The 19,377-nt window shown below is 44.6% G+C and carries 11 protein-coding genes; 6 read left to right on the forward strand and 5 right to left on the reverse strand.

From position 1 onward, the window contains the following. Nucleotides 1-54: 54 nt before the first annotated feature. A complete protein-coding gene (locus tag U2P89_RS04765; protein ID WP_076928654.1) occupies nucleotides 55-2,601 on the reverse strand; it encodes an FtsK/SpoIIIE family DNA translocase in 2,547 nt (848 codons plus the stop codon). Between the two features lie 481 nt (nucleotides 2,602-3,082). Here U2P89_RS04765 and U2P89_RS04770 point away from each other — a divergent pair, with 481 nt between their 5' ends. Then, on the forward strand, nucleotides 3,083-3,358 hold the full coding sequence (locus U2P89_RS04770; protein WP_076928658.1) for a type II toxin-antitoxin system RelE/ParE family toxin: 276 nt from the start codon (nucleotides 3,083-3,085) through the stop codon (nucleotides 3,356-3,358). Nucleotides 3,359-3,375: 17 nt separating this feature from the next. Next, complete coding sequence (locus tag U2P89_RS04775) at nucleotides 3,376-3,678, forward strand: HigA family addiction module antitoxin (protein WP_076928659.1); 303 nt, start codon at nucleotides 3,376-3,378, stop codon at nucleotides 3,676-3,678. 29 nt (nucleotides 3,679-3,707) lie between these two features. Here U2P89_RS04775 and U2P89_RS04780 read toward each other — a convergent pair whose 3' ends face one another. The 4 genes from U2P89_RS04780 to U2P89_RS04795 form a co-directional block, all read right to left on the reverse strand. After that, entirely contained in the window at nucleotides 3,708-3,920 is a 213-nt protein-coding gene (locus U2P89_RS04780) for a hypothetical protein (protein ID WP_076928660.1), read from the reverse strand. A gap of 8 nt (nucleotides 3,921-3,928) precedes the next feature. Further along, nucleotides 3,929-4,429, reverse strand: coding sequence for a thiol peroxidase (tpx, locus tag U2P89_RS04785; RefSeq protein ID WP_076928661.1), 501 nt, complete (start codon nucleotides 4,427-4,429; stop codon nucleotides 3,929-3,931). Nucleotides 4,430-4,671: 242 nt separating this feature from the next. Beyond that, nucleotides 4,672-7,494 (reverse strand): excinuclease ABC subunit UvrA, encoded by a 2,823-nt coding sequence (gene uvrA, locus U2P89_RS04790; RefSeq protein WP_076932001.1) that lies wholly within the window; start codon nucleotides 7,492-7,494, stop codon nucleotides 4,672-4,674. Nucleotides 7,495-7,502: 8 nt separating this feature from the next. Then, entirely contained in the window at nucleotides 7,503-8,480 is a 978-nt protein-coding gene (locus U2P89_RS04795) for a lytic transglycosylase domain-containing protein (RefSeq protein WP_076928662.1), read from the reverse strand. A 252-nt stretch (nucleotides 8,481-8,732) separates the two neighbouring features. Here U2P89_RS04795 and U2P89_RS04800 point away from each other — a divergent pair, with 252 nt between their 5' ends. The 4 genes from U2P89_RS04800 to U2P89_RS04815 all read left to right on the forward strand — a co-directional run bounded on the left by U2P89_RS04800 (nucleotide 8,733) and on the right by U2P89_RS04815 (nucleotide 19,311). Continuing rightward, nucleotides 8,733-11,717, forward strand: a complete 2,985-nt coding sequence (locus U2P89_RS04800) for a PEP/pyruvate-binding domain-containing protein (protein WP_322190763.1) — start codon at nucleotides 8,733-8,735, stop codon at nucleotides 11,715-11,717. A gap of 215 nt (nucleotides 11,718-11,932) precedes the next feature. Continuing rightward, the gene (locus U2P89_RS04805; protein WP_322190764.1) at nucleotides 11,933-12,685 is read left to right on the forward strand and encodes a hypothetical protein; all 753 of its coding nucleotides are present in this window, start codon (nucleotides 11,933-11,935) and stop codon (nucleotides 12,683-12,685) included. Between the two features lie 189 nt (nucleotides 12,686-12,874). After that, the gene (locus tag U2P89_RS04810; protein ID WP_322190765.1) at nucleotides 12,875-18,784 is read left to right on the forward strand and encodes an alpha-2-macroglobulin family protein; all 5,910 of its coding nucleotides are present in this window, start codon (nucleotides 12,875-12,877) and stop codon (nucleotides 18,782-18,784) included. A gap of 137 nt (nucleotides 18,785-18,921) precedes the next feature. Next, the gene (locus tag U2P89_RS04815) at nucleotides 18,922-19,311 is read left to right on the forward strand and encodes a DUF1573 domain-containing protein (RefSeq protein WP_175456712.1); all 390 of its coding nucleotides are present in this window, start codon (nucleotides 18,922-18,924) and stop codon (nucleotides 19,309-19,311) included. The last annotated feature ends 66 nt before the right edge of the window (nucleotides 19,312-19,377 follow it).

Genomic DNA, 19,377 nt, shown 5'->3' on the forward strand with positions numbered 1-19,377 from the left:
TATTTTGGGAATTCACATCCTGAGAGTCTACATCCGAAAAACTATACCGGTCGCTTATCTCAATGAATCCAACAACTTTTCCAGTGAATATTCATCGGCAATGAATACTTCGCGGGGCTTGCTGCCCTGTACGGCACCTACTATTCCTGCGGCTTCGAGTTGATCCATCAGTCTTCCGGCACGGTTATAGCCGATAGAGAACTTACGCTGTATAAGCGAGGTAGATCCCTGCTGATGCACCACAATAAGGCGGGCGGCCTCATCAAAAAGAGGATCCCTGTCACCCAGGTCGGTAGCACCGGCTCCGGCTTCCATATCGGAAATCACCTCCGGAAGTGCGAAAGCTGCATCATATCCCCGCTGTTTTCCGATGTATTGGGAGATCTCTTCCACTTCGGGAGTATCCACAAATGCACACTGGATACGGATAAGCGAGCTTCCTTGTGAAAAGAGCATATCCCCCCGTCCGATGAGCTGGTTGGCCCCGCTCATGTCGAGGATGGTGCGGGAGTCGATCTGGGAAGTAACCCGGAAGGCCATCCTGGCAGGAAAGTTCGCTTTGATGGTGCCGGTGATGATGTTGGTAGTGGGACGCTGTGTGGCGATCACCATATGCATCCCCACGGCACGCGCTTTCTGTGCAATACGGGCGATAGGCATCTCGATCTCTTTTCCGGCCGTCATGATCAGGTCACCAAACTCATCAATCACTACCACAATATAGGGCATGTACCTGTGTCCCTTTTCGGGGTTCAGACGGCGTTTGACAAACTTTTCGTTATATTCCTTGACGGTACGGACATGCGCCTTCATCAGCAACTCATAACGGTCGTCCATCTCTTTGGTGAGTGAATTCAGTGTCTGGGTCACTTTGGTCACATCAGTGATAATGGCTTTCTCTTCATCCGGCAGTTTCGCCAGATAGTGCTTTTCGACAGCGGAATAGATATTGAACTCCACCATCTTGGGGTCGATCAGTACCATCTTCATTTCCGACGGATGCTTTTTATACAACAAAGAGGTAATGATGGCGTTCAAGCCGACCGATTTCCCTTGCCCGGTGGCCCCTGCCACTAACAGGTGGGGCATTTTGGTAAGGTCGAAGATAAAGACTTCGTTGGTAATAGTCTTTCCCAATGCTACAGGTAGTTCGTAGTCACATTCCTGAAATCTTTTAGAACTGATCACCGATTGCATCGAAACGATCTGCGGATCTTTATTGGGAACTTCAATACCGATGGTTCCCTTTCCGGGCATGGGTGCAATGATACGGATACCCAGTGCGGAGAGGCTGAGCGCGATATCATCTTCAAGATTCCTGATCTTTGAAATACGCACGCCCGCTTGAGGTACGATCTCGTAAAGCGTAATAGTGGGACCTACGGTCGCTTTGATAGAGGTGATCTCGATACCATAGTTGCGCAACGTATGAATGATCTTCTCCTTGTTTTCATTCTGCTCGTCCATATCCACAGCTCTGTCGCCTGTATTATATATCTTCAACAGGTTCATGGTGGGGAATCTGAATGAAGAGAGGTCTTTCCGTGGGTCGTAATCTTCTTCTAGTTCCTGTGTCATTCCTTCCGGGCTCTTTGTCTCCTCCTTTGGTTTATTCTCTTCCGCATGGGGTATGTGGATAGCTGTTTCATCATCCTCAGGAACGATCACTTCGAAATCATTCTCAACCGGAAATGGTCTCTTTGTTACCGGTGGCTTTGGAGATATGGTCGTGGACTCCGTAAAGTTGTGTGTAGTATTGGCAGTCGGGGTTTTACGTTGCACTATTTGGTCTGTCTCTTCATCCTCAGCTATTTCCTGCTCATGCTGCTCTTCCCTGAGCGGTTTTATTTTTTTCATCCATGTGAAGAAGCGTTTAAGCAATCCCGGTTTTTTTTCTTTTTCAGGCTCATACCAGTCGTCTTCCTCTGGTGCAGGAGATGTCTCATTTTGTGGTGCAAAAGAGGATGTGCCATTGATCAGTGTTTCCTGTATCTTGTACATCGAACTCTTTCGTAATGTTACGACTATTATTGTGATGAACAACAGGATGAGTAATATAATTCCGGGCCATCCTATGCTGTTCTCCAATATCCGTTCAATCTGGATACCGTGGGCGCCACCCCATTTCACATGCGTATTTGGGAAAAGCCTGTCAAGGATAAATGCGCTGGACACTGAACCGCCGATAAGGCCAAATGCGGTGATAAAAAGGGCTTTCAGGAATGAGAGACTCGTAGCGTTCATTATTTTCAGCCCGATATAAATTAGGAAGATGGGGATAAGTGCGGAGAAGAGACCGAACCAGTCATTTACCAACCTTTCAGCCATATAGGCACCTCCCGCGCCTGTCCAGTTATCTATATCGGATGTACCTGAACGGACGACCTCCATGTATGTTTTGTTTATTACTTTACTTTGGTCGGCTGCGCCGGTAAAGAAGAATGATATAATGGCGAGCAGCATAAAGATGCCGATGAAGGCGACAATCACCCCCCAAATGAAATGCACCCGTTCATTCTTCAAAAAGGAAACGATTTTCTTCTTTTGACCTTGTTTTGGTTTCTGTCTTGGGCTTTGCCTTTTTCTCTTTCTTTTGGCCATATAGGATTAATACATGAATTTCTACAATTATTTCAATTCCCTTAGCAAACGCTAAATGAAAGCTCTACTACAAAAATACAAAAAAATGTCACATAACTGGTGGATATATGGAAACAGTATAAAAGCTGTATTTCTATTTTTACAGTCTTGCAACTTCCAGCGCTTTTTCTAAATATTCATCCCGTCCTTCCCTTATAGCCTTGATGGTTTTATTTACCGGATAGTCGGGTTCAAAACCTTTTAGATCTCTCACTGATATCTCTTCAGGAAAACCTCTTCCTGAAGAGTATTAGTGTTGTTTAACTTTTTGGATGCAGCACTTTCTATGAAACATCAGAAAAACAATGGAAAAGGACGGATCGGTTAGTAAGGGCATATAATAACGAGTGGTGAAAACATAATACGGTTAATCTTTTCTATAATTACTTGCTAATCTGAAATAAATTACTTATCTTTGACATTAGTAATGTGAAATGATAGTATGATTATTTCATTTGGTTCAAAGGATACTGAAAAAATATGGGATGGAGGGCGTGTCAAAAAGATGCCTGTTGAAATTCAACAAATCGGTCGAAGAAAATTAAGAATGCTTAATAACTCGCAAAATTTATCCGATTTGAGAATCCCTCCATCCAACCGACTTGAAAAATTACAGGGTTCTGACTTCTATAGCATCAGGATTAATGACCAATGGAGAATTGTTTTTCAGTGGATTGATAATAATGCACACGATGTTGAGATAATGGATTATCATTAAAGCCTGGAGGATTAAAAATGGATAGATTAGCAAACATACATCCTGGAGAGATTTTAATAGAGGAGTTCTTAAACCCTCTTGGGATAACAGCATACAGATTATCTAAAGACACAGATATTCCGCAGACACGAATTTCTCAAATTATAAAAGGGAAAAGAAGAATCACTGCTGATACAGCACTCAGATTAGCATCCTATTTTGGGACAACAGCTAAATTCTGGCTTGGATTACAGGATGATTATGATATTGAGGAAGAGCGCGAAAGTAAAAAAGAAATATTGATAAGAATAAAGAAAAACGCACCACAACGTGCGGTATAGCCAAGTATTTATACTATTCAGCATTTTTCCTATTTTTTCTTACCTACCAGATAAATACCTCCGATAAGGAGAATAACAGTCCCGGCCAGTTGAATGTAGGCCGTCTGTTTGGAGCCTTTGTCTTCTGCTAAGAATGATGCCGATAATTGTTCTTCCTGCGATGTATGGAATAATCTTACCTGCTTAAAAGCGGAAGGTCCGCGAATCACTTCGCAGACCTTCCTTGTTAACACAATCTTCATGAAACAAACTACACTATCGAGTTGATTGCAGAATGATAATCCGGCTCCTGTGCAATCTCGGGAACCAGTTCGGTATATACTACTTTCCCATCACGATCCACTATTACCACAGCGCGGGCCAAAAGTCCTTTTAATGGGCCGTCGCTCATTAGCAGTCCGTAATTTTCGGCGAATGATTTGTCGCGGAAACAAGAAAGTGTAACAACATTTTCAATGCCTTCAGCCGCACAGAATCTCCCGGCAGCAAAGGGCAGGTCGGCAGAAATACAAAGCACTACCGTATCTTTTAATGAAGCGGCTTCCTGGTTGAAGCGACGCACAGAGGCGGCACATACTCCGGTATCGATACTCGGGAAAATATTGAGAACAACATTTTTTCCTCTGAAGTCCGATAATTTAGCTTCGGAAAGATCTCCCTTTACCAACGTAAAATCGGGTGCAGCCACACCTTTTTGGGGCAGCTCTCCGGTTGTGTGAACGGGATTGCCTTTAAATGTAATACTTGCCATTATATTATTGCTTATTTAAAATTGTTCAATTTCATTAGTCATTTTGAGTCGCCTTTGCTCCTCGATTTTCAATTTTCGCTATGGGAAAGTTCAAGTATGCTAATCGAAAACATTCAAACAAGTTTGACTTTCTCATTTAGCTTAACGAAAACATTCTTAATTGTCCTTTTTCTGTAATCTCTAAACAAAAAGTTGGTTTAAATGTTCATGGCTATGACATTTTTAACTTTAAATGCAAGTTATTATAACTCCTCTTTGAGATAAACCGCAGTATAACTTTTTCCGTTATTGACAATCTCTTCGGGAGTTCCTTTAGCGAGGATCTGACCTCCTCTTTCTCCTCCTTCCGGCCCCAGATCGATGATATAATCGGCACATTTGATAATATCGAGATTATGTTCGATGACAATCACGGTATTGCCCTTATCTACCAATTTGTTCAATACTCCCAGAAGTACGCGAATATCTTCAAAGTGTAACCCTGTAGTGGGTTCGTCCAACACATAAAGGGTATTCCCAGTATCGATACGGGCCAGCTCGGTAGCCAATTTCACCCGCTGGCTTTCTCCCCCCGACAAGGTGGTGGAGGATTGTCCCAGTTTGATATATCCTAATCCGACTTCTTGCAAAACTTTTATTTTATGTAATATGGTCGGCACATTTTCGAAAAAATCCACTGCCTCGTTGATGGTCATGTCCAGTACATCGGCTATCGATTTTCCTTTAAACCGTACTTCCAGTGTTTCACGGTTATACCGTTTACCATGACACTCTTCGCAGGGGACCATTACATCGGGCAGGAAATTCATTTCAATGGTTTTATATCCGTTCCCGCCGCATTTTTCACAACGACCTCCTTTCACATTAAAGGAAAACCGTCCCGGTTTGTAACCTCTGATCTTGGCTTCGGGCATTCCGGCAAACAGCAGGCGGATATCGGAAAAGACTCCGGTGTAGGTTGCCGGGTTGGAGCGGGGCGTACGGCCTATGGGGGACTGGTCTACACTTACTATTTTGTCGAGATGTTCGATCCCTTTCACAGATTTATAGGGCAGGGGATCTTTTAACGAGCGATAAAATTTCTGGCTGAGAATGGGTTGCAGTGTCTCGTTGATCAATGTCGATTTCCCGCTGCCGGAAACGCCGGTTACGCAGATAAGAGTACCGAGGGGGAACATTGCCGTCACATTTTTCAGGTTGTTACCCGATGCTCCTTCGATAATGAGTTTCTTGCCACTTCCTTCCCTTCTTTTTTCGGGAATGGCGATTTCTAACTTGCCATTCAGGTAGTTGGAGGTAAGTGTGTTTCTTTTCAGCATTTCTGAAGGAAGGCCTTCGAATACCACATCACCCCCCTTTTGACCGGCAAAAGGCCCCATATCGACTATATAATCGGATGCCAGCATCATATCTTTGTCGTGTTCCACCACTACCACCGAGTTACCCGAATCCCGCAGTTTCTTCAGCGAGTCGATCAGGCGGTGGTTATCGCGTTGGTGGAGCCCGATACTGGGCTCGTCGAGTATATAAAGCACATTTACCAGTTGCGATCCGATCTGGGTAGCCAGACGGATACGCTGGCTCTCACCACCGGATAGGGATGCCGATGAACGGGAGAGAGACAGGTATCCCAGTCCCACATCCAGCAGGAACTGGAGACGTGAAAGGATCTCTTTCTTGATCTCTCCGGCGATAAGGCGTTGCTTCTCCGTTATATCTGTTTCTGAAGAAATAATCCATTGATACAGCGATTGGATATCCATTTCTGCCAACTCGGCAATATTTTTTCCGTTGATCTTGAAATGGAGTGCTTCCTTGTTGAGCCGTTGCCCGTGACATTCGGGGCAGACCGAGGTGGTGATGAACTGGCCTGCCCATTTTTGGGCGGTGGCCGAAGCTTCATCTTCCTGCTGCATCTCAATATATTTGGTGACCCCTTCGTAGGAGACCATATAATTGGAGTTTCCCAGCGACTCGTTTTTTATTTTGAGTCGCTCATCGGTACCATACATGATCTCATCGATAGCTTCCTGGGGGATATCTTTGATCGGTGTTTTCAGTGTCACCCCATATTTCTCGCAGATGGCTGCGATTTGCCAGAAGAGCAGGTTGCTTCGTTCCTTCCCGAGTGGTGCAATACCTCCTCCTGCAATGCTGAGATTGGGATCGGGAATGACCTTTTCGACATCGATCTGATCGACCGAACCGATACCCTTGCAGCGGGGACAGGCTCCCTGTGGTGAGTTGAAAGAAAAATTATGGGGTGCAGGTTCATTATACGAAAGACCGGTGGTCGGGCACATAAGGCTGCGGCTGTAATGGCGCACTTCCCCGGCTTCTACATCCTGTATAAGGATCAGGCCGGAACCCTGCTTCATGGCGGTACGTACGCTGCTTTGCAATTTATCTGCAAACTTATTGGATACAACCAGCTTATCGATGAGTATCTCGATATTGTGGTTTTTATATCTGTCCACACGCATGCCGGGCATGATTTCCCTGATTTCACCGTCGACCCTCACATTGAGATATCCTTTTTTCCGGATCTGTTCAAACAGCTCCTTATAGTGTCCTTTCCTGTTTCTCACCACCGGAGCGAGGATATAGATCTTTTTACCGATATATTTCTCTAATATCAGTTCCAGTATCTGGCTGTCGGTATATTTCACCATTTTCTCTCCGGTGATATAGGAGTATGCTTCACCGGCACGGGCATAAAGCAGGCGGAGAAAGTCATATACTTCAGTAGTGGTACCAACGGTAGAACGTGGATTTTTATTGGTGGTCTTCTGTTCAATGGAAATGACCGGGCTTAAGCCTGTGATCTTGTCCACGTCAGGACGTTCCATCTTGCCCAGAAATCCACGGGCGTAAGCCGAGAAAGTCTCTATATAGCGACGCTGTCCCTCGGCAAAGATGGTGTCGAATGCAAGCGATGATTTCCCGCTGCCACTCAATCCGGTGATTACCGTGAGAGAGTCGCGGGGGATCGTTACGTCAATATTTTTTAAGTTATGTACGCGTGCGCCGTACACCTCTATTATCTGTTCAGTTTCGGATGCCATAATCTTTTTTATTTCACTACCCATGCCGGATTATGAACCTTAGGGCTTTCCCCTTTCTTGTAGTACAGGTCTTCCTGTGTAGGAATAAGCAGGGTGTAGGTCTTGCCCGACGGGTTGCTCAGGCTGGTATTTCGTAGCCATGAGTTGAAGTCTTTCAACTGCGCATAGGTGATGTTGTGTTGTTTGGCAAAAGTTGCCAGGTCGGGTATAGAGGAAGATACCTTCACCTCTTTGAACTGCATGGGTTTATAGAGATGATCCGGCCTTATAACGAATCCGTATTGCTGCGGATTTTCGAAGATCTGTTTGATGGCAAGCATGCGGTAGTAATAGCGGGAAGTCTCTTCCACCAACCAGAGGTCGAGCGAATCGTCTACCCCCTGGTCTCTTAACCCGTTAGTGATACGCGCTTGTCCTCCGTTATATGACAGGGCGGCGGCACTCCATGAACCGTGGTTGCGGTAGGCCTCTTTCAGATAGCGACAGGCGGCCACAGTCGATTTTTCTACGTGATAACGTTCGTCGACATCAGTCCTTGTTTCAAGACCGTATTGTTTGCCCGTACTTTGGAGGAACTGCCAAAGTCCTGCCGCACGGGCGGGGGAGACTGCCCTGGGATCGAGGCTGCTTTCTATTACCGCCAGATATTTCAGGTCGTCGGGAACCCCTTGTTGTTTAAGGATTGGTTCAATGATCGGGAAGAAGCGGTTGGCCCTTTTGAAAAGGAGTAGGGTGGTGGAATGGAAGTAGGTGAAACTATTCAGTTCCCGGTCCATCCGCTCCCGTTTATCATAGCGGTCAAAAGTGATCTGTTCTCCTGCAAATTCCATACTTTCCGGAATGGCTACCGAGGCTGTCATGGAGAGTACCAATGGTCTTTCCGATTCGGTTTTCTCGATGTTATTTCCCGATGTGAGGGCTATGAATAATACCCCCAATCCTATTATCAATATTGAGAAAGAGATCAATAGTGCCGATTTCTTCATTCTTTATTTAGCTTTGTGAATTCTTATAATATTTTTCCGGCGAGTGGGTGCCGGTATATTTTTGAGTAGAACAAAGATAATCGTTTTTTTGGAAATTTGGAAATGAGCAGTGAGAACTCAGATTTTTCATATATATTCGCACTTCGTGTTATTCGGCTTTGCCGATATTCATTCGCTCTGCTTATGTTTAACAACAGAGCAACAACTGAATAACAATCGAATAATAACTTTATTGCTTTATTCTAAAAGAATATGAAACTAAAAACGCCAGGGTCAGTAATTAAGGCACATGATATAAACCGGTTCAGATTCCGGGATACCCCGTTTGTGAAGTTGATGAACAAACGTATTTTCAATATATTGATGGTGGCTTCCAGGTATGATATGTTCATCCTGGAAGACGACGGTCGTGTCGATGAACAGATTTTCAATGAGTATACCTCACTCAACCTCCGCTATCCACCGCGTTTTACACAGGTTGGGAGCAGTAAGGAGGCACTGGCAGAGTTGAAACAGAATCGTTATGAGTTGATCATCTGCATGCCCAACATGGACAATAGTGATACTTTCGATCTGGCGAAGCAAATCAAAGCGCGCTACCCGGATATTCCTGTAGTGTTGCTCACACCTTTCTCCAAAGCGGTCACACAATCGTTACGGAAGTCAGATCTGAGCGGTATCGATTACGTATTCAGTTGGTTGGGGGATACGGATCTGTTGTTGGCTATCATCAAGATTATTGAAGACCGGATGAATGTGGAACACGACGTAAAGACGGTCGGTGTACAGACTGTGATGTTGGTGGAAGATTCCGTTCGTTTCTATTCAACGGCATTACCATTGCTTTATAAGTTTGTGCTCAGTGAATCGAAAGAGTTCTCGAAGGAGGCCCTCAACGACCACCTGAGAATGCTCCGCATGCGCGGACGTCCAAAGATACTGCTTGCCCGTAACTATGAGGAGGCAATCACCTATTACAAAAAGTATGGTGATAATATGCTGGGTGTGATCAGTGATATGAGTTTCAATATTGAAGGGGAGAAGGATAAATTAGCCGGCAAGCGGCTCGGTGAATGGATCAGGAAGAAAGACCGTTATATCCCGATTATTTATGCTTCTTCGGAGTCGGAAAACCGGAAATATGCAGCCGATGTGGATGCTGTATTTATTGATAAAAATTCCAAGACTTTTCCACAGGATCTGCGTAAAGCAATCAAAGAGAATCTGGGTTTTGGAGACTTCATTATAACCGATCCCATTACCAAACAAGAGATATTCCGGATCAAGAATCTGAAGGAATTGCAAATGAATATCCGTAATATTCCTGATGATGCTTTATATTACCACCTTTCAAGAAATCATTTTTCCAGGTTTTTTTATTCCCGTGCCATGTTTCCCGTAGCGGAGATGCTCAAGAAGATAGATGTTTCGGAATATGCCAATATGCATGATGCAAGAGAACTTATTTATGCCACTATCGTGCAATACAGGCGTATGAAGAATACCGGAGTGGTAGCTGTTTTCGAGAAAGACCGATTCGACCAGTATTCGAACTTCGCACGTATCGGAGAGGGTTCACTCGGGGGTAAAGGAAGAGGACTGGCTTTTATCGGTTATATGGTGAAAACCCATCTGGAGTTAAATAATAATCACAACTTTCCTGTGACTACTCCGAAGACGGTGGTGCTTTGTACCGATATCTTCGATGAATTCATGGAGGCCAATAATCTCTATCCGATGGCTCTTGCGGATCTGGAAGACGAGATGATCCTGAAGCATTTTCTTGCTGCCAAACTTCCGAAGCGGTTGGTGAGTGATTTTCTTGTGTTCTTTGATGCGATAGAGACGCCTATTGCCATCCGTTCTTCAAGTTTGCTGGAGGACTCACAGTATCAGCCTTTCGCCGGTATTTATTCCACTTACATGATCCCTTATGTGAATGATAAATATGAGATGGTGCGTCTACTCAGCAATGCTATCAAGGCAGTATATGCTTCTGTTTTCTATAAGGATAGCAAGGCCTATATGTCTGCAACGCAAAACCTGATCGATCAGGAGAAGATGGCGATTGTCCTGCAGGAGGTGGTGGGATCGCAATACGGAAACCTGTTCTATCCTGCCATTTCAGGGGTAGCCCGTTCCCTTAACTATTATCCTATCGGCAATGAAAAACCGGAAGATGGTATTGTGAGTATGGCATTTGGATTGGGGAAATATATTATGGATGGGCTTACGGGACTCCGTTTTTCCCCACTCCATGCATCTAATATTCTGCAATTGAGCTCGCTCGATCTGGCGTTGAGTGATACCCAGACCCGTTTCTATGCCCTTGACCTGAATTCGGAGATAAAGGATTTTATGATTGATGATGGTTTTAATCTTTTGAAACTTCGACTCAAAGAGGCAGAAAAAGAAGGGCCACTCAGGTATGTGGCTTCTACTTATGATCCTCAGGATCAGATTATACGGGATGGATATTATGAAGGAGGTCGTAAGATTATCTCCTTTGCCAATATTCTACAGCATGAAATGTTTCCACTTTCGGAGATCCTGGATAAACTCCTGAAAGCAGGACAGAAGGAGATGGGGCGTCCCGTAGAGATAGAATTTGCCGTGGATATTGAGGACAATCAGTTTGCTTCTTTTTATGTATTACAGATCCGACCCATTGTAGACAACAAGGAGGTGGTGCATGAGAACCTCGAAGAGGTGGAAATAGCCAATACTATACTATTTTCAAAGAATGCCCTTGGAAACGGAATATCAAACGATGTATATGACGTGGTTTATGTGAAAACTGCGGCTTTTAACGCTTCCAGGAATCCACTGATAGCTCGTGAGATTGAGTCCCTGAATAGCAGGTTCGCAGCTGAAGGAACCAATTATGTGCTGGTTGGTCCGGGTCGCTGGGGTTCTTCCGATCCCTGGCTGGGTATCCCGGTGAAATGGCCGCATATTAGTCAGGCAAGGGTAATTGTGGAGTCGGGAATGGAGAATTACCGTATAGAACCGAGCCAGGGGACTCATTTTTTCCAGAATCTAACCTCCTTTGGCGTGGGATATTTTACAGTGAATCCCTTTGCCGAAAATGATGGATTTTTTGATGAGGAATTTCTCAATTCGCAATCCTCCGTCTATGAGACGGAATTTATCCGTCAGGTACATTTCGACCAGCCGGTGGTCATCAAAATAAATGGTAAAAAAAGAGCGGGAGTAGTGATGAAACCGGGAAAATGATTTGTTTTGGCTTTATGTTTTGATAGTTAGATTGTTGCGGAATGAAATCGAGCTGATTTTTGCCGTTAACAGGAGTTAAGAGTGGGTTATCTGTGGTTAAAATTTATGTAACCATGCAACGTTTCCATGTCTGTATTCGTCTCTCCTTATGTGTACACGAGATCTCAAACCACACAGATTACACTATTTTTTAACTATTAAAAAAGAGAGTTATTATGAAAAGAATTTCTATTTATCTATTGAGCCTGATGGTATCAGGCGCGTTTTTCGCGGCATGTGACGATGATGAAAGTAATGGCAAATTGACTTTCGATAAGAATAGCGTTGAAGTGATTATTGGTGAGGAAGATGCCGTGAAAGTGAGCGGCGGGGTAGCTCCTTATGAAGCGACGCCGGCCGATGAAACGGTTGCCGAAGCAACGGTAAGTGGCAGTGATATAACTATCAAGGGTCTAAAAGAAGGCAATACCACGGTAAAGGTGACCGATAAGAACGGCCTGGAGGCTGTCATAGCCGTTGCCGTGAAAGCGGATCCCTATGAGGAAGAAAAAGAAGATGCCACCGTACGGATCAAATGGGATACCTATGAGAAGATAGAAGGTACGGATGAGGGAACTTTTACGCTTACTAAGGACGCTGAAACCAAAACTGTTACTTATTCATGGACGAATGAAGAGGAAAATGAGTCTTTGGTACTGATATTTACTGACGCTGAAGACAAAATAGGCGGTAACGGTGATGGAGAAGAAACTGCTTCTGTAAAAGCGGAAAATTCCGAACCGGTAGGGAAACTCACAGTAACGGTGGAAGGGGAAGATCCCGTTGATTACGACGTGACTGCTTGGAGCCTTTTGCAAGCTCAACCAGCAGACGATGAAGAAGGAACTCCCGATACTTACTGGATCGCCTTTACGGCAGATGGTAAAACCGGACTCTGTGTAGCTCCGTTGACAGTGGAAACAGAATAATAAAAAGTTTATTTTTTACTTTACCGGTATCTTCTTTCAATGCATGCTATGGAAGAAGATACCGGTTTTCGGTTTTTGCCGGTCACTCCCCTTCATTGCCCTATCCCCTTTTTAATCAAAACAAAAAGTTTCTGAAATTGTTAAATGGATAGTTGATTCTTGATCCAATTATTCGCAAACAACACCCCTATGAATAAAATTTTCCTCACACTGCTCCTTGTGGCACTTGCTTCAGGAGTTTTTTCCCAGACTAACCGACCAATGAACAGAGACCATTATGCAAACGAATGGGCAAAAGTAGCCGAATTTGAAAAGAAATCACTTCCCCGGTCAGCTTCGGCTACCGTAAATGCTATTTTGCAACAGGCTGTAAAGGATAAAAACAGTCCTCAAATCATCAAGGCCTTGATCCATCAGGGAAAGTATGACCTGACGCTGGATGCACAAAATGATACGCTTATCTTCCGGAATCTGAATGAAATGCTGGGGAAAAGCGGCAGTGTAGTAGAAAAATCGGTATTGCACTCCATGCTGGCAGAGTTGTACCTGCAATACTATCAAAAAGACCGGTGGAATATCGACCAGCGTACCGATTTAGGCGATTTTGTGCCGGCCGACATGAAGGAGTGGACACGCAATATCTTCTTCAACAAAGCCGTGGAACATTTGGATGCTTCTGTTGCTGCTGAGGAGGAACTGGTGGAGGCGAAAGTGGAGTCCTATGCTGCTGTAGTAGAATTGGGCAAGGCTTCGAGACGGTTTTACCCTACCATGTATGATTTTTTGGCGCGGCGTGCCATAGAACTATCGGGACAAGTCAATCAGGATGAAGACCTGAACCGTGTGCTGGCAAGGAAGAATATCTCGCAGGAGTCGTTGTTTGCTCCGGCGGATGAGTTTGTGAAATTGTCGTTCACTCCCCAACAGGCGGAATATGGATTATTGGTACTGGAAAATTATAGAAAGTTGTTGAGTTCCCTGTTGCAGCGAAATATGGATAGCTCGGTTTTGCTGGTCGAACTGGAAAAATCGGATTATTTGAGGGGTCTCTATTATTCTACATATATTTCTCTGGCACGCCCGGCATTGGAGAAGTTACTGGCAAAATGGGAAGGGGACGAAATGAGTGTGGAAATTATCGACAAGCTGTCTCAATTTTATCTGCACGAAGTCGATCTGACCAATGCAGAAGATACAATTCAACGGAGAGAGAAAACAGGAGAGGTATATGAATTACTGAAAAAAACAATAGCGGATTTCCCGAAATACGAACGGATATCGATACTTCAAAACAGGTTATCGCAACTTACACAGCCGGCTTTTACAGTCACAGGAGCGGGTACTTTCCCTAAAGAGGGTAATAAAGAGTTAAAAGTGAATTTCAAAAATATACGGTCACTCACCGCAAAGCTGTATCGCGTTAACTCACCCATAGAGATGTTGGAAGAGAAATTGAAAGTGCGAGGCCGGATAGCCGGAAAACGTGTATTGATCAAGGAAATACCTATATCTTTGCCGGATACACCTGAATACTGGCATGGAGAAACAACGTTTACGGTCAATCCCGGAGGTTTCGGTAGCTATATGTTGACTTTCAGTTCTTCACCTGAAACCAATGATACCCGAGGATCGGAATATTATTTTTCAGTCTCTGATATGGCTGTTTTCGCCCGGGGATCTTCTGATAATCAATATGATTTTTTCGTGGTGGACAGAACGACCGGTGTTCCTGTTCCTAATGCCAAAGTCGGTATTTATAAACTGCCGGGTAACTGGAACAATTCGCAGCTTACGTTGGATCAATCAATCACTACCAATGAGTTGGGATTGGCTGTGTATAATAAAAAAATTCCCAACAACGATGTCTTTTATCATGCTGTTTCAGGGAATGACAAAGGCTCCGCATTGAATCGATTGCCATCGGCTTTTTATAGTTACTCCGACCGGAAGATCGAACCGCGGGAAATGACAAATATTTTCACTGACCGAAGCCTCTACAGGCCCGGACAGACAGTTTACTTTAAGGCGATACAGGTTCGGGGAGGTGCCGGTGAGCAATCCGTCATTGCCGGTAAACCTATTGAGATTGTATTGAGAGATGCCAATCGCAGGGAAATATCGAAGCAGACCATAACGACGAACGAATTTGGTTCTATAGCAGGTGAATTTGTGTTACCGCAAGGTGTACTGCCGGGACATTTTACGATCGGATCCGGGGAGGGAACCGTAGGTTTCCGGGTAGAGGAATACAAACGCCCTACCTTTGAGGTGAGGTTCGATAAAATAGAGAAAACATATAAATTCGGTGAGGAGATCACACTCAAAGGAAAAGTGGAAAGTTTTTCAGGTATCAGCCTTCAACAAGCGAATGTGGAGTATGATATTACGCGAATGCAAATGTGGTGGAGGATATGGAATGGAAGAACTATAGACCACTATACGTCAGGCAGTGTAACCACCGGGGAAGACGGTGGTTTTGAGATTACCTTTACTCCGGAAAAACCTGATGGCCAATCTTCTTCTAAAGTGGTTTATTCGTTTGAAGTGGCAGTTACGGTGACCGATATTAACGGCGAAACACAAACGGCTTCTTATACAGTGACGGTGGGAGATGTCTCCATGATGTTATCGCTGGATATACCCGATAGGTGGGCAAAGGAAAGTGATGGAAAGATCATTATTTCAGCCAAAAATCTGGACGATAACGATGTGGTAGCCGGTGGAACCTACCGGATTTTTTCCCTTCAGGAGAACGATTCTATCCGTCAACCGGAAGCAGAAGGGGAATTCAAGACAGGTGACCAGCCGGAATTGAAAAAACGACTGACAGGTTTGTCATCGGGAAAATACCGTGTGAAACTGGAATCGAAAGACGACAGGGGAAATTCCATTGAGACAGAAAAAGATATTATCCTCTTTTCTTATTCCGATAAGCGCCCGCCAATAAAAACCAACGAGTGGCTTATACAAAAGAACAGCAATTTCTCGCGCGATAAAGACGCGGAAGTGATACTGGGAGTATCTGACAAAGTGCATGTTTTGTATGAATTATGGCAGGAGGATAAATTGCTGGAGCGGAAATGGATCGGATTGGATGATGAAAACCGGCTCTTTTCGATCCCCTATAAAGAACAATACAAGGAAGGTGTCACCCTGATGCTTACCTATGTAAAGGACGGAAAGTTCTATGCGCACAGAGTGGATCTCCTTCCCGAAAAGGAGAAGAAGGACCTAAAGGTGAAATTGGACGTGTTCCGTGACAAGATCCGTCCCGGCGCGGAAGAGGAATGGCGGATCACGGTAACCGGTGCGGATAATAATCCTACATTGGCAGAGGTGCTGGCGTCGATGTATGATTTTTCGCTCGACAATATTTCTCCATCACAAACATGGAATTTCTATCCCTTCTCGTATACACGCTATTTCTCGAGGATGGGATTCACGAGTGATCAATCGTTCCATACCGTTACGGCCCATAGTAATATACCCGTGCAGTGGAAGAATGTTACAGCTTTTGAGTTCGACCGTTTTAACTGGTTCGGTTACTCGCTGTTCTACTCCGGTAGGATTATGCTGAGAGGGGCTAGAACAGGAGCAGTACAAACACAGGCATATTCGCTACAAGCAAAGTCCGTAGATGAAGCGTTTATGGTTCAGGATGTGTTGGCTGAAGAAGAAATAGAAATAATGGCTCGTTATTCCACACCTCCTCCGCCGCCTGCACCTCCCGCAGCTGCCTCCGGAGAGCCCGGGCAAGAAAATGAAGCCCTTCAGATACGGCGCAATTTTAACGAGACCGCTTTCTTCTTCCCCCATCTCAAAACCAATAGTAAAGGAGAAACTCAAATTGCCTTTACCGTTCCGGAAAGCAATACCCGGTGGCGTTTCCGTGTGCTGGCACACGATAAGGAACTGAATACCGGAAAGGCAGAAGCTTTTACCGTGTCGCAAAAAGAGCTGATGGTGACTCCTAATCTGCCGCGATTCCTTCGTCATGGCGACAGGACGGCTGTTTCTACCAAAATATCCAACCTTTCGGAGGATGCGATCAGCGGTAGTGTGAAGCTCGAATTCTTTGATCCTGTCACGGAAGAGGTCATCAATGATATATCGTTTGAGAACCGGGAACAGGCATTTTCCTTAGAGCAAGGCGCCTCTTCCGATGCATGGTGGACGTTCGATGTGCCGGTCGATATCGATATTCTCGGTGTGCGTATCGTAGCCCGAAGCGAACAGTTCAGCGATGGCGAACAACATGCGCTCGCCGTGCTTCCCAACCGGATGCTGGTGACCGAAAGTATGCGGATGGACCTGAGCGGGAAGCAGACGGAAGAGTTCACCATGGACAGGCTGATCAACAAATCGTCCCAAACCATACAGGACTACCGGTTGACGCTTGAGTTTACTTCTAACCCTGCATGGTATGCTGTACAGGCCTTACCGGTGTTGGGTGAACCGGAAAGCGATAATGCAGTTTCATGGTTTGCCTCTTATTACGCCAATTCTTTGGGAGCGCATATCGGAAAATCATTTCCCAAAGTGAAAGCAATGGTGGAAGCGTGGAAAAAGCAGGGAGGTAGCAAAGAGACTTTCCTCTCTAATCTTGAAAAGAATCAGGAATTAAAAAATGTGCTGCTAGAAGAGACTCCTTGGGTAATGGAAGCTCAAAACGAATCGGAACAGAAAGAGCGATTGTCATTACTGTTCGATTTAAACCGTAGCCGTAACCTCACAACTACAGCTATAGACAAATTGCAGAAGTTGCAAACCAATCAAGGGGGATGGAGCTGGTTTAAAGGTTTTAATCCGAGTGTGAGCATTACGCAATATATCCTTTATGGATTTCACCAGTTAAAAGAACTGGATACTGCGGGGTTCTCGCAAGATGTCCTTTCAATGCAGGAAAAAGCAGTTTTCTATATCGATACAGAAGCCCAACGCCGTTTCGAGGCATTGAAAAAATATAACAAAGAGTGGAAGAATATCAAAATCATTTCTACTACTGATCTCGAGTATCTTTATGTGCGTTCCGGTTATACCGATTGGGTGCAGGACAAAGAAGGCAAAGAGATGACCGATTTTTATTACTCGGTCATAGAAAAAAACTGGACGCAGTACGGACTATATGAGCGCTCATTGATTGCCATGCTGATGAGTCGGCAAGGGAAAAACGGTGTTGTGGAAAGTATTTTGAATTCTTTCCGTGAGCACGCCACCCGATCTGGTGAAATGGGTATGTATTGGGCGAATAACCGTGCGCGGGTATTTATGTCGCAATCGGCTGTTTCGGTGCATACCTTTATCATGGACGCTTTCCGTATCGGAGGAGTTAAAGCCGTTGAAATGGATGAAATGAAACGTTGGTTGCTGAAACAGAAACAGACACAGTTGTGGGAAACCACCCATGCTACTGCAGATGCCGTATATGCGTTACTGAGTACCGGAAGCGACTGGTTTACGACAGAAGGAGAAACAACCGTTACATTGGGTAAACTGCGCGTGGAACCGGAGAACAAGGAATTGGGAAGCGGCTATTTCAAAGAGTCGTGGAGCCGTACGGAAATAAAACCTGAAATGGGTAAGGTAACAGTGGCGCATCAGGGAAATACTCCTGCATGGGGTGCACTTTACTGGCAATATTTCGAAGATATGGACAAGATCGAAAAAACCGATGCTTCGCTTGACATAGAAAAGCAGCTTTTTGTGGAGCAGACTACCGCATCCGGATTGCAATTGGTACGTATTACGGAGGAAACTCCTTTGAAGGTTGGAGATAAAGTAATAGTGCGACTGGCAGTACGAAGTGACCGGGATTTGGAGTTTGTCCATTTGAAAGATATGCGTGCAGCTGCTTTTGAGCCGGTTAATCAGGTTTCAGCTATGGGGTGGCAGAACGGGATTCCCTATTATCAGACATCAAAAGACGCCTCTACCGGCTTCTATTTCGATAACCTGCCTCGGGGGACCTACCTGTTTGAGTATGGGGTGTATGTAAGCCGGCCGGGCAGCTATTCCAACGGTATCACCACCATTCAGAGTATGTATGCCCCTGAGTTCACCTCACATACCGGCGGAATGAGAATTATTGTTAAAGAATAAACAAGCTTTAAACGAATTTGTTACTTTTGTATCTTTGAACATTGAGAATATTGTAGTTTACAAAATAGACAGGATGATGGGATCGATATTTTTTTGAACAGTGAAGATTCCATGTCCTCGGAAAATAAAATGATTGTATGATGAAGAAAATCAATTTAATAGTATTATTCGCTGTACTAATGAGTAGTATTGCTTTTGCACAGCAGAAACCGGAGATGGACTTTAAGAGAACAGAACATAATTTCGGGACTATCAAAGAAGAAATGGGATCGGTTTCCACGCAGTTTGAATTTACCAATACAGGTAAGAGTCCTCTTATTATACAACGGGTATCGGCATCGTGCGGATGTACCACTCCCAGTTATACAAAAGAGCCGGTGTTGCCGGGTAAAAAGGGAACCATCTCCGCCACTTATTCTACCGTACGTCGTCCAGGCACATTTAACAAAACCATCAGAGTGTACACGAATGTTCCCGATACGGTATACGTACTCACTATTAAAGGGAATGTAACGCCTAAACAATAAATACCGTTTCAATTGATAATACAGGCCGAATGAGCTATCTTTGCAGGAGTTCATTCGGTTTTTAAT

It is taken from the genome of Proteiniphilum sp., from assembly GCF_034331125.1.
GTDB classification, from domain to species: Bacteria; Bacteroidota; Bacteroidia; order Bacteroidales; family Dysgonomonadaceae; genus Proteiniphilum; species Proteiniphilum saccharofermentans.

Bases quoted from the DNA above. Each gene is read 5' to 3' on its own strand.
- U2P89_RS04810 (WP_322190765.1), top strand. From the start codon at position 12,875: ATGAATAAAATTTTCCTCACACTGCTCCTTGTGGCACTTGCTTCAGGA.
- U2P89_RS04770 (WP_076928658.1), top strand. From the start codon at position 3,083: ATGATTATTTCATTTGGTTCAAAGGATACTGAAAAAATATGGGATGGA.
- uvrA (WP_076932001.1), bottom strand. From the start codon at position 7,494: ATGGCATCCGAAACTGAACAGATAATAGAGGTGTACGGCGCACGCGTA.
- U2P89_RS04815 (WP_175456712.1), top strand. From the start codon at position 18,922: ATGATGAAGAAAATCAATTTAATAGTATTATTCGCTGTACTAATGAGT.
- U2P89_RS04795 (WP_076928662.1), bottom strand. From the start codon at position 8,480: ATGAAGAAATCGGCACTATTGATCTCTTTCTCAATATTGATAATAGGA.
- U2P89_RS04805 (WP_322190764.1), top strand. From the start codon at position 11,933: ATGAAAAGAATTTCTATTTATCTATTGAGCCTGATGGTATCAGGCGCG.
- tpx (WP_076928661.1), bottom strand. From the start codon at position 4,429: ATGGCAAGTATTACATTTAAAGGCAATCCCGTTCACACAACCGGAGAG.
- U2P89_RS04765 (WP_076928654.1), bottom strand. From the start codon at position 2,601: ATGGCCAAAAGAAAGAGAAAAAGGCAAAGCCCAAGACAGAAACCAAAA.
- U2P89_RS04775 (WP_076928659.1), top strand. From the start codon at position 3,376: ATGGATAGATTAGCAAACATACATCCTGGAGAGATTTTAATAGAGGAG.
- U2P89_RS04800 (WP_322190763.1), top strand. From the start codon at position 8,733: ATGAAACTAAAAACGCCAGGGTCAGTAATTAAGGCACATGATATAAAC.
- U2P89_RS04780 (WP_076928660.1), bottom strand. From the start codon at position 3,920: ATGAAGATTGTGTTAACAAGGAAGGTCTGCGAAGTGATTCGCGGACCT.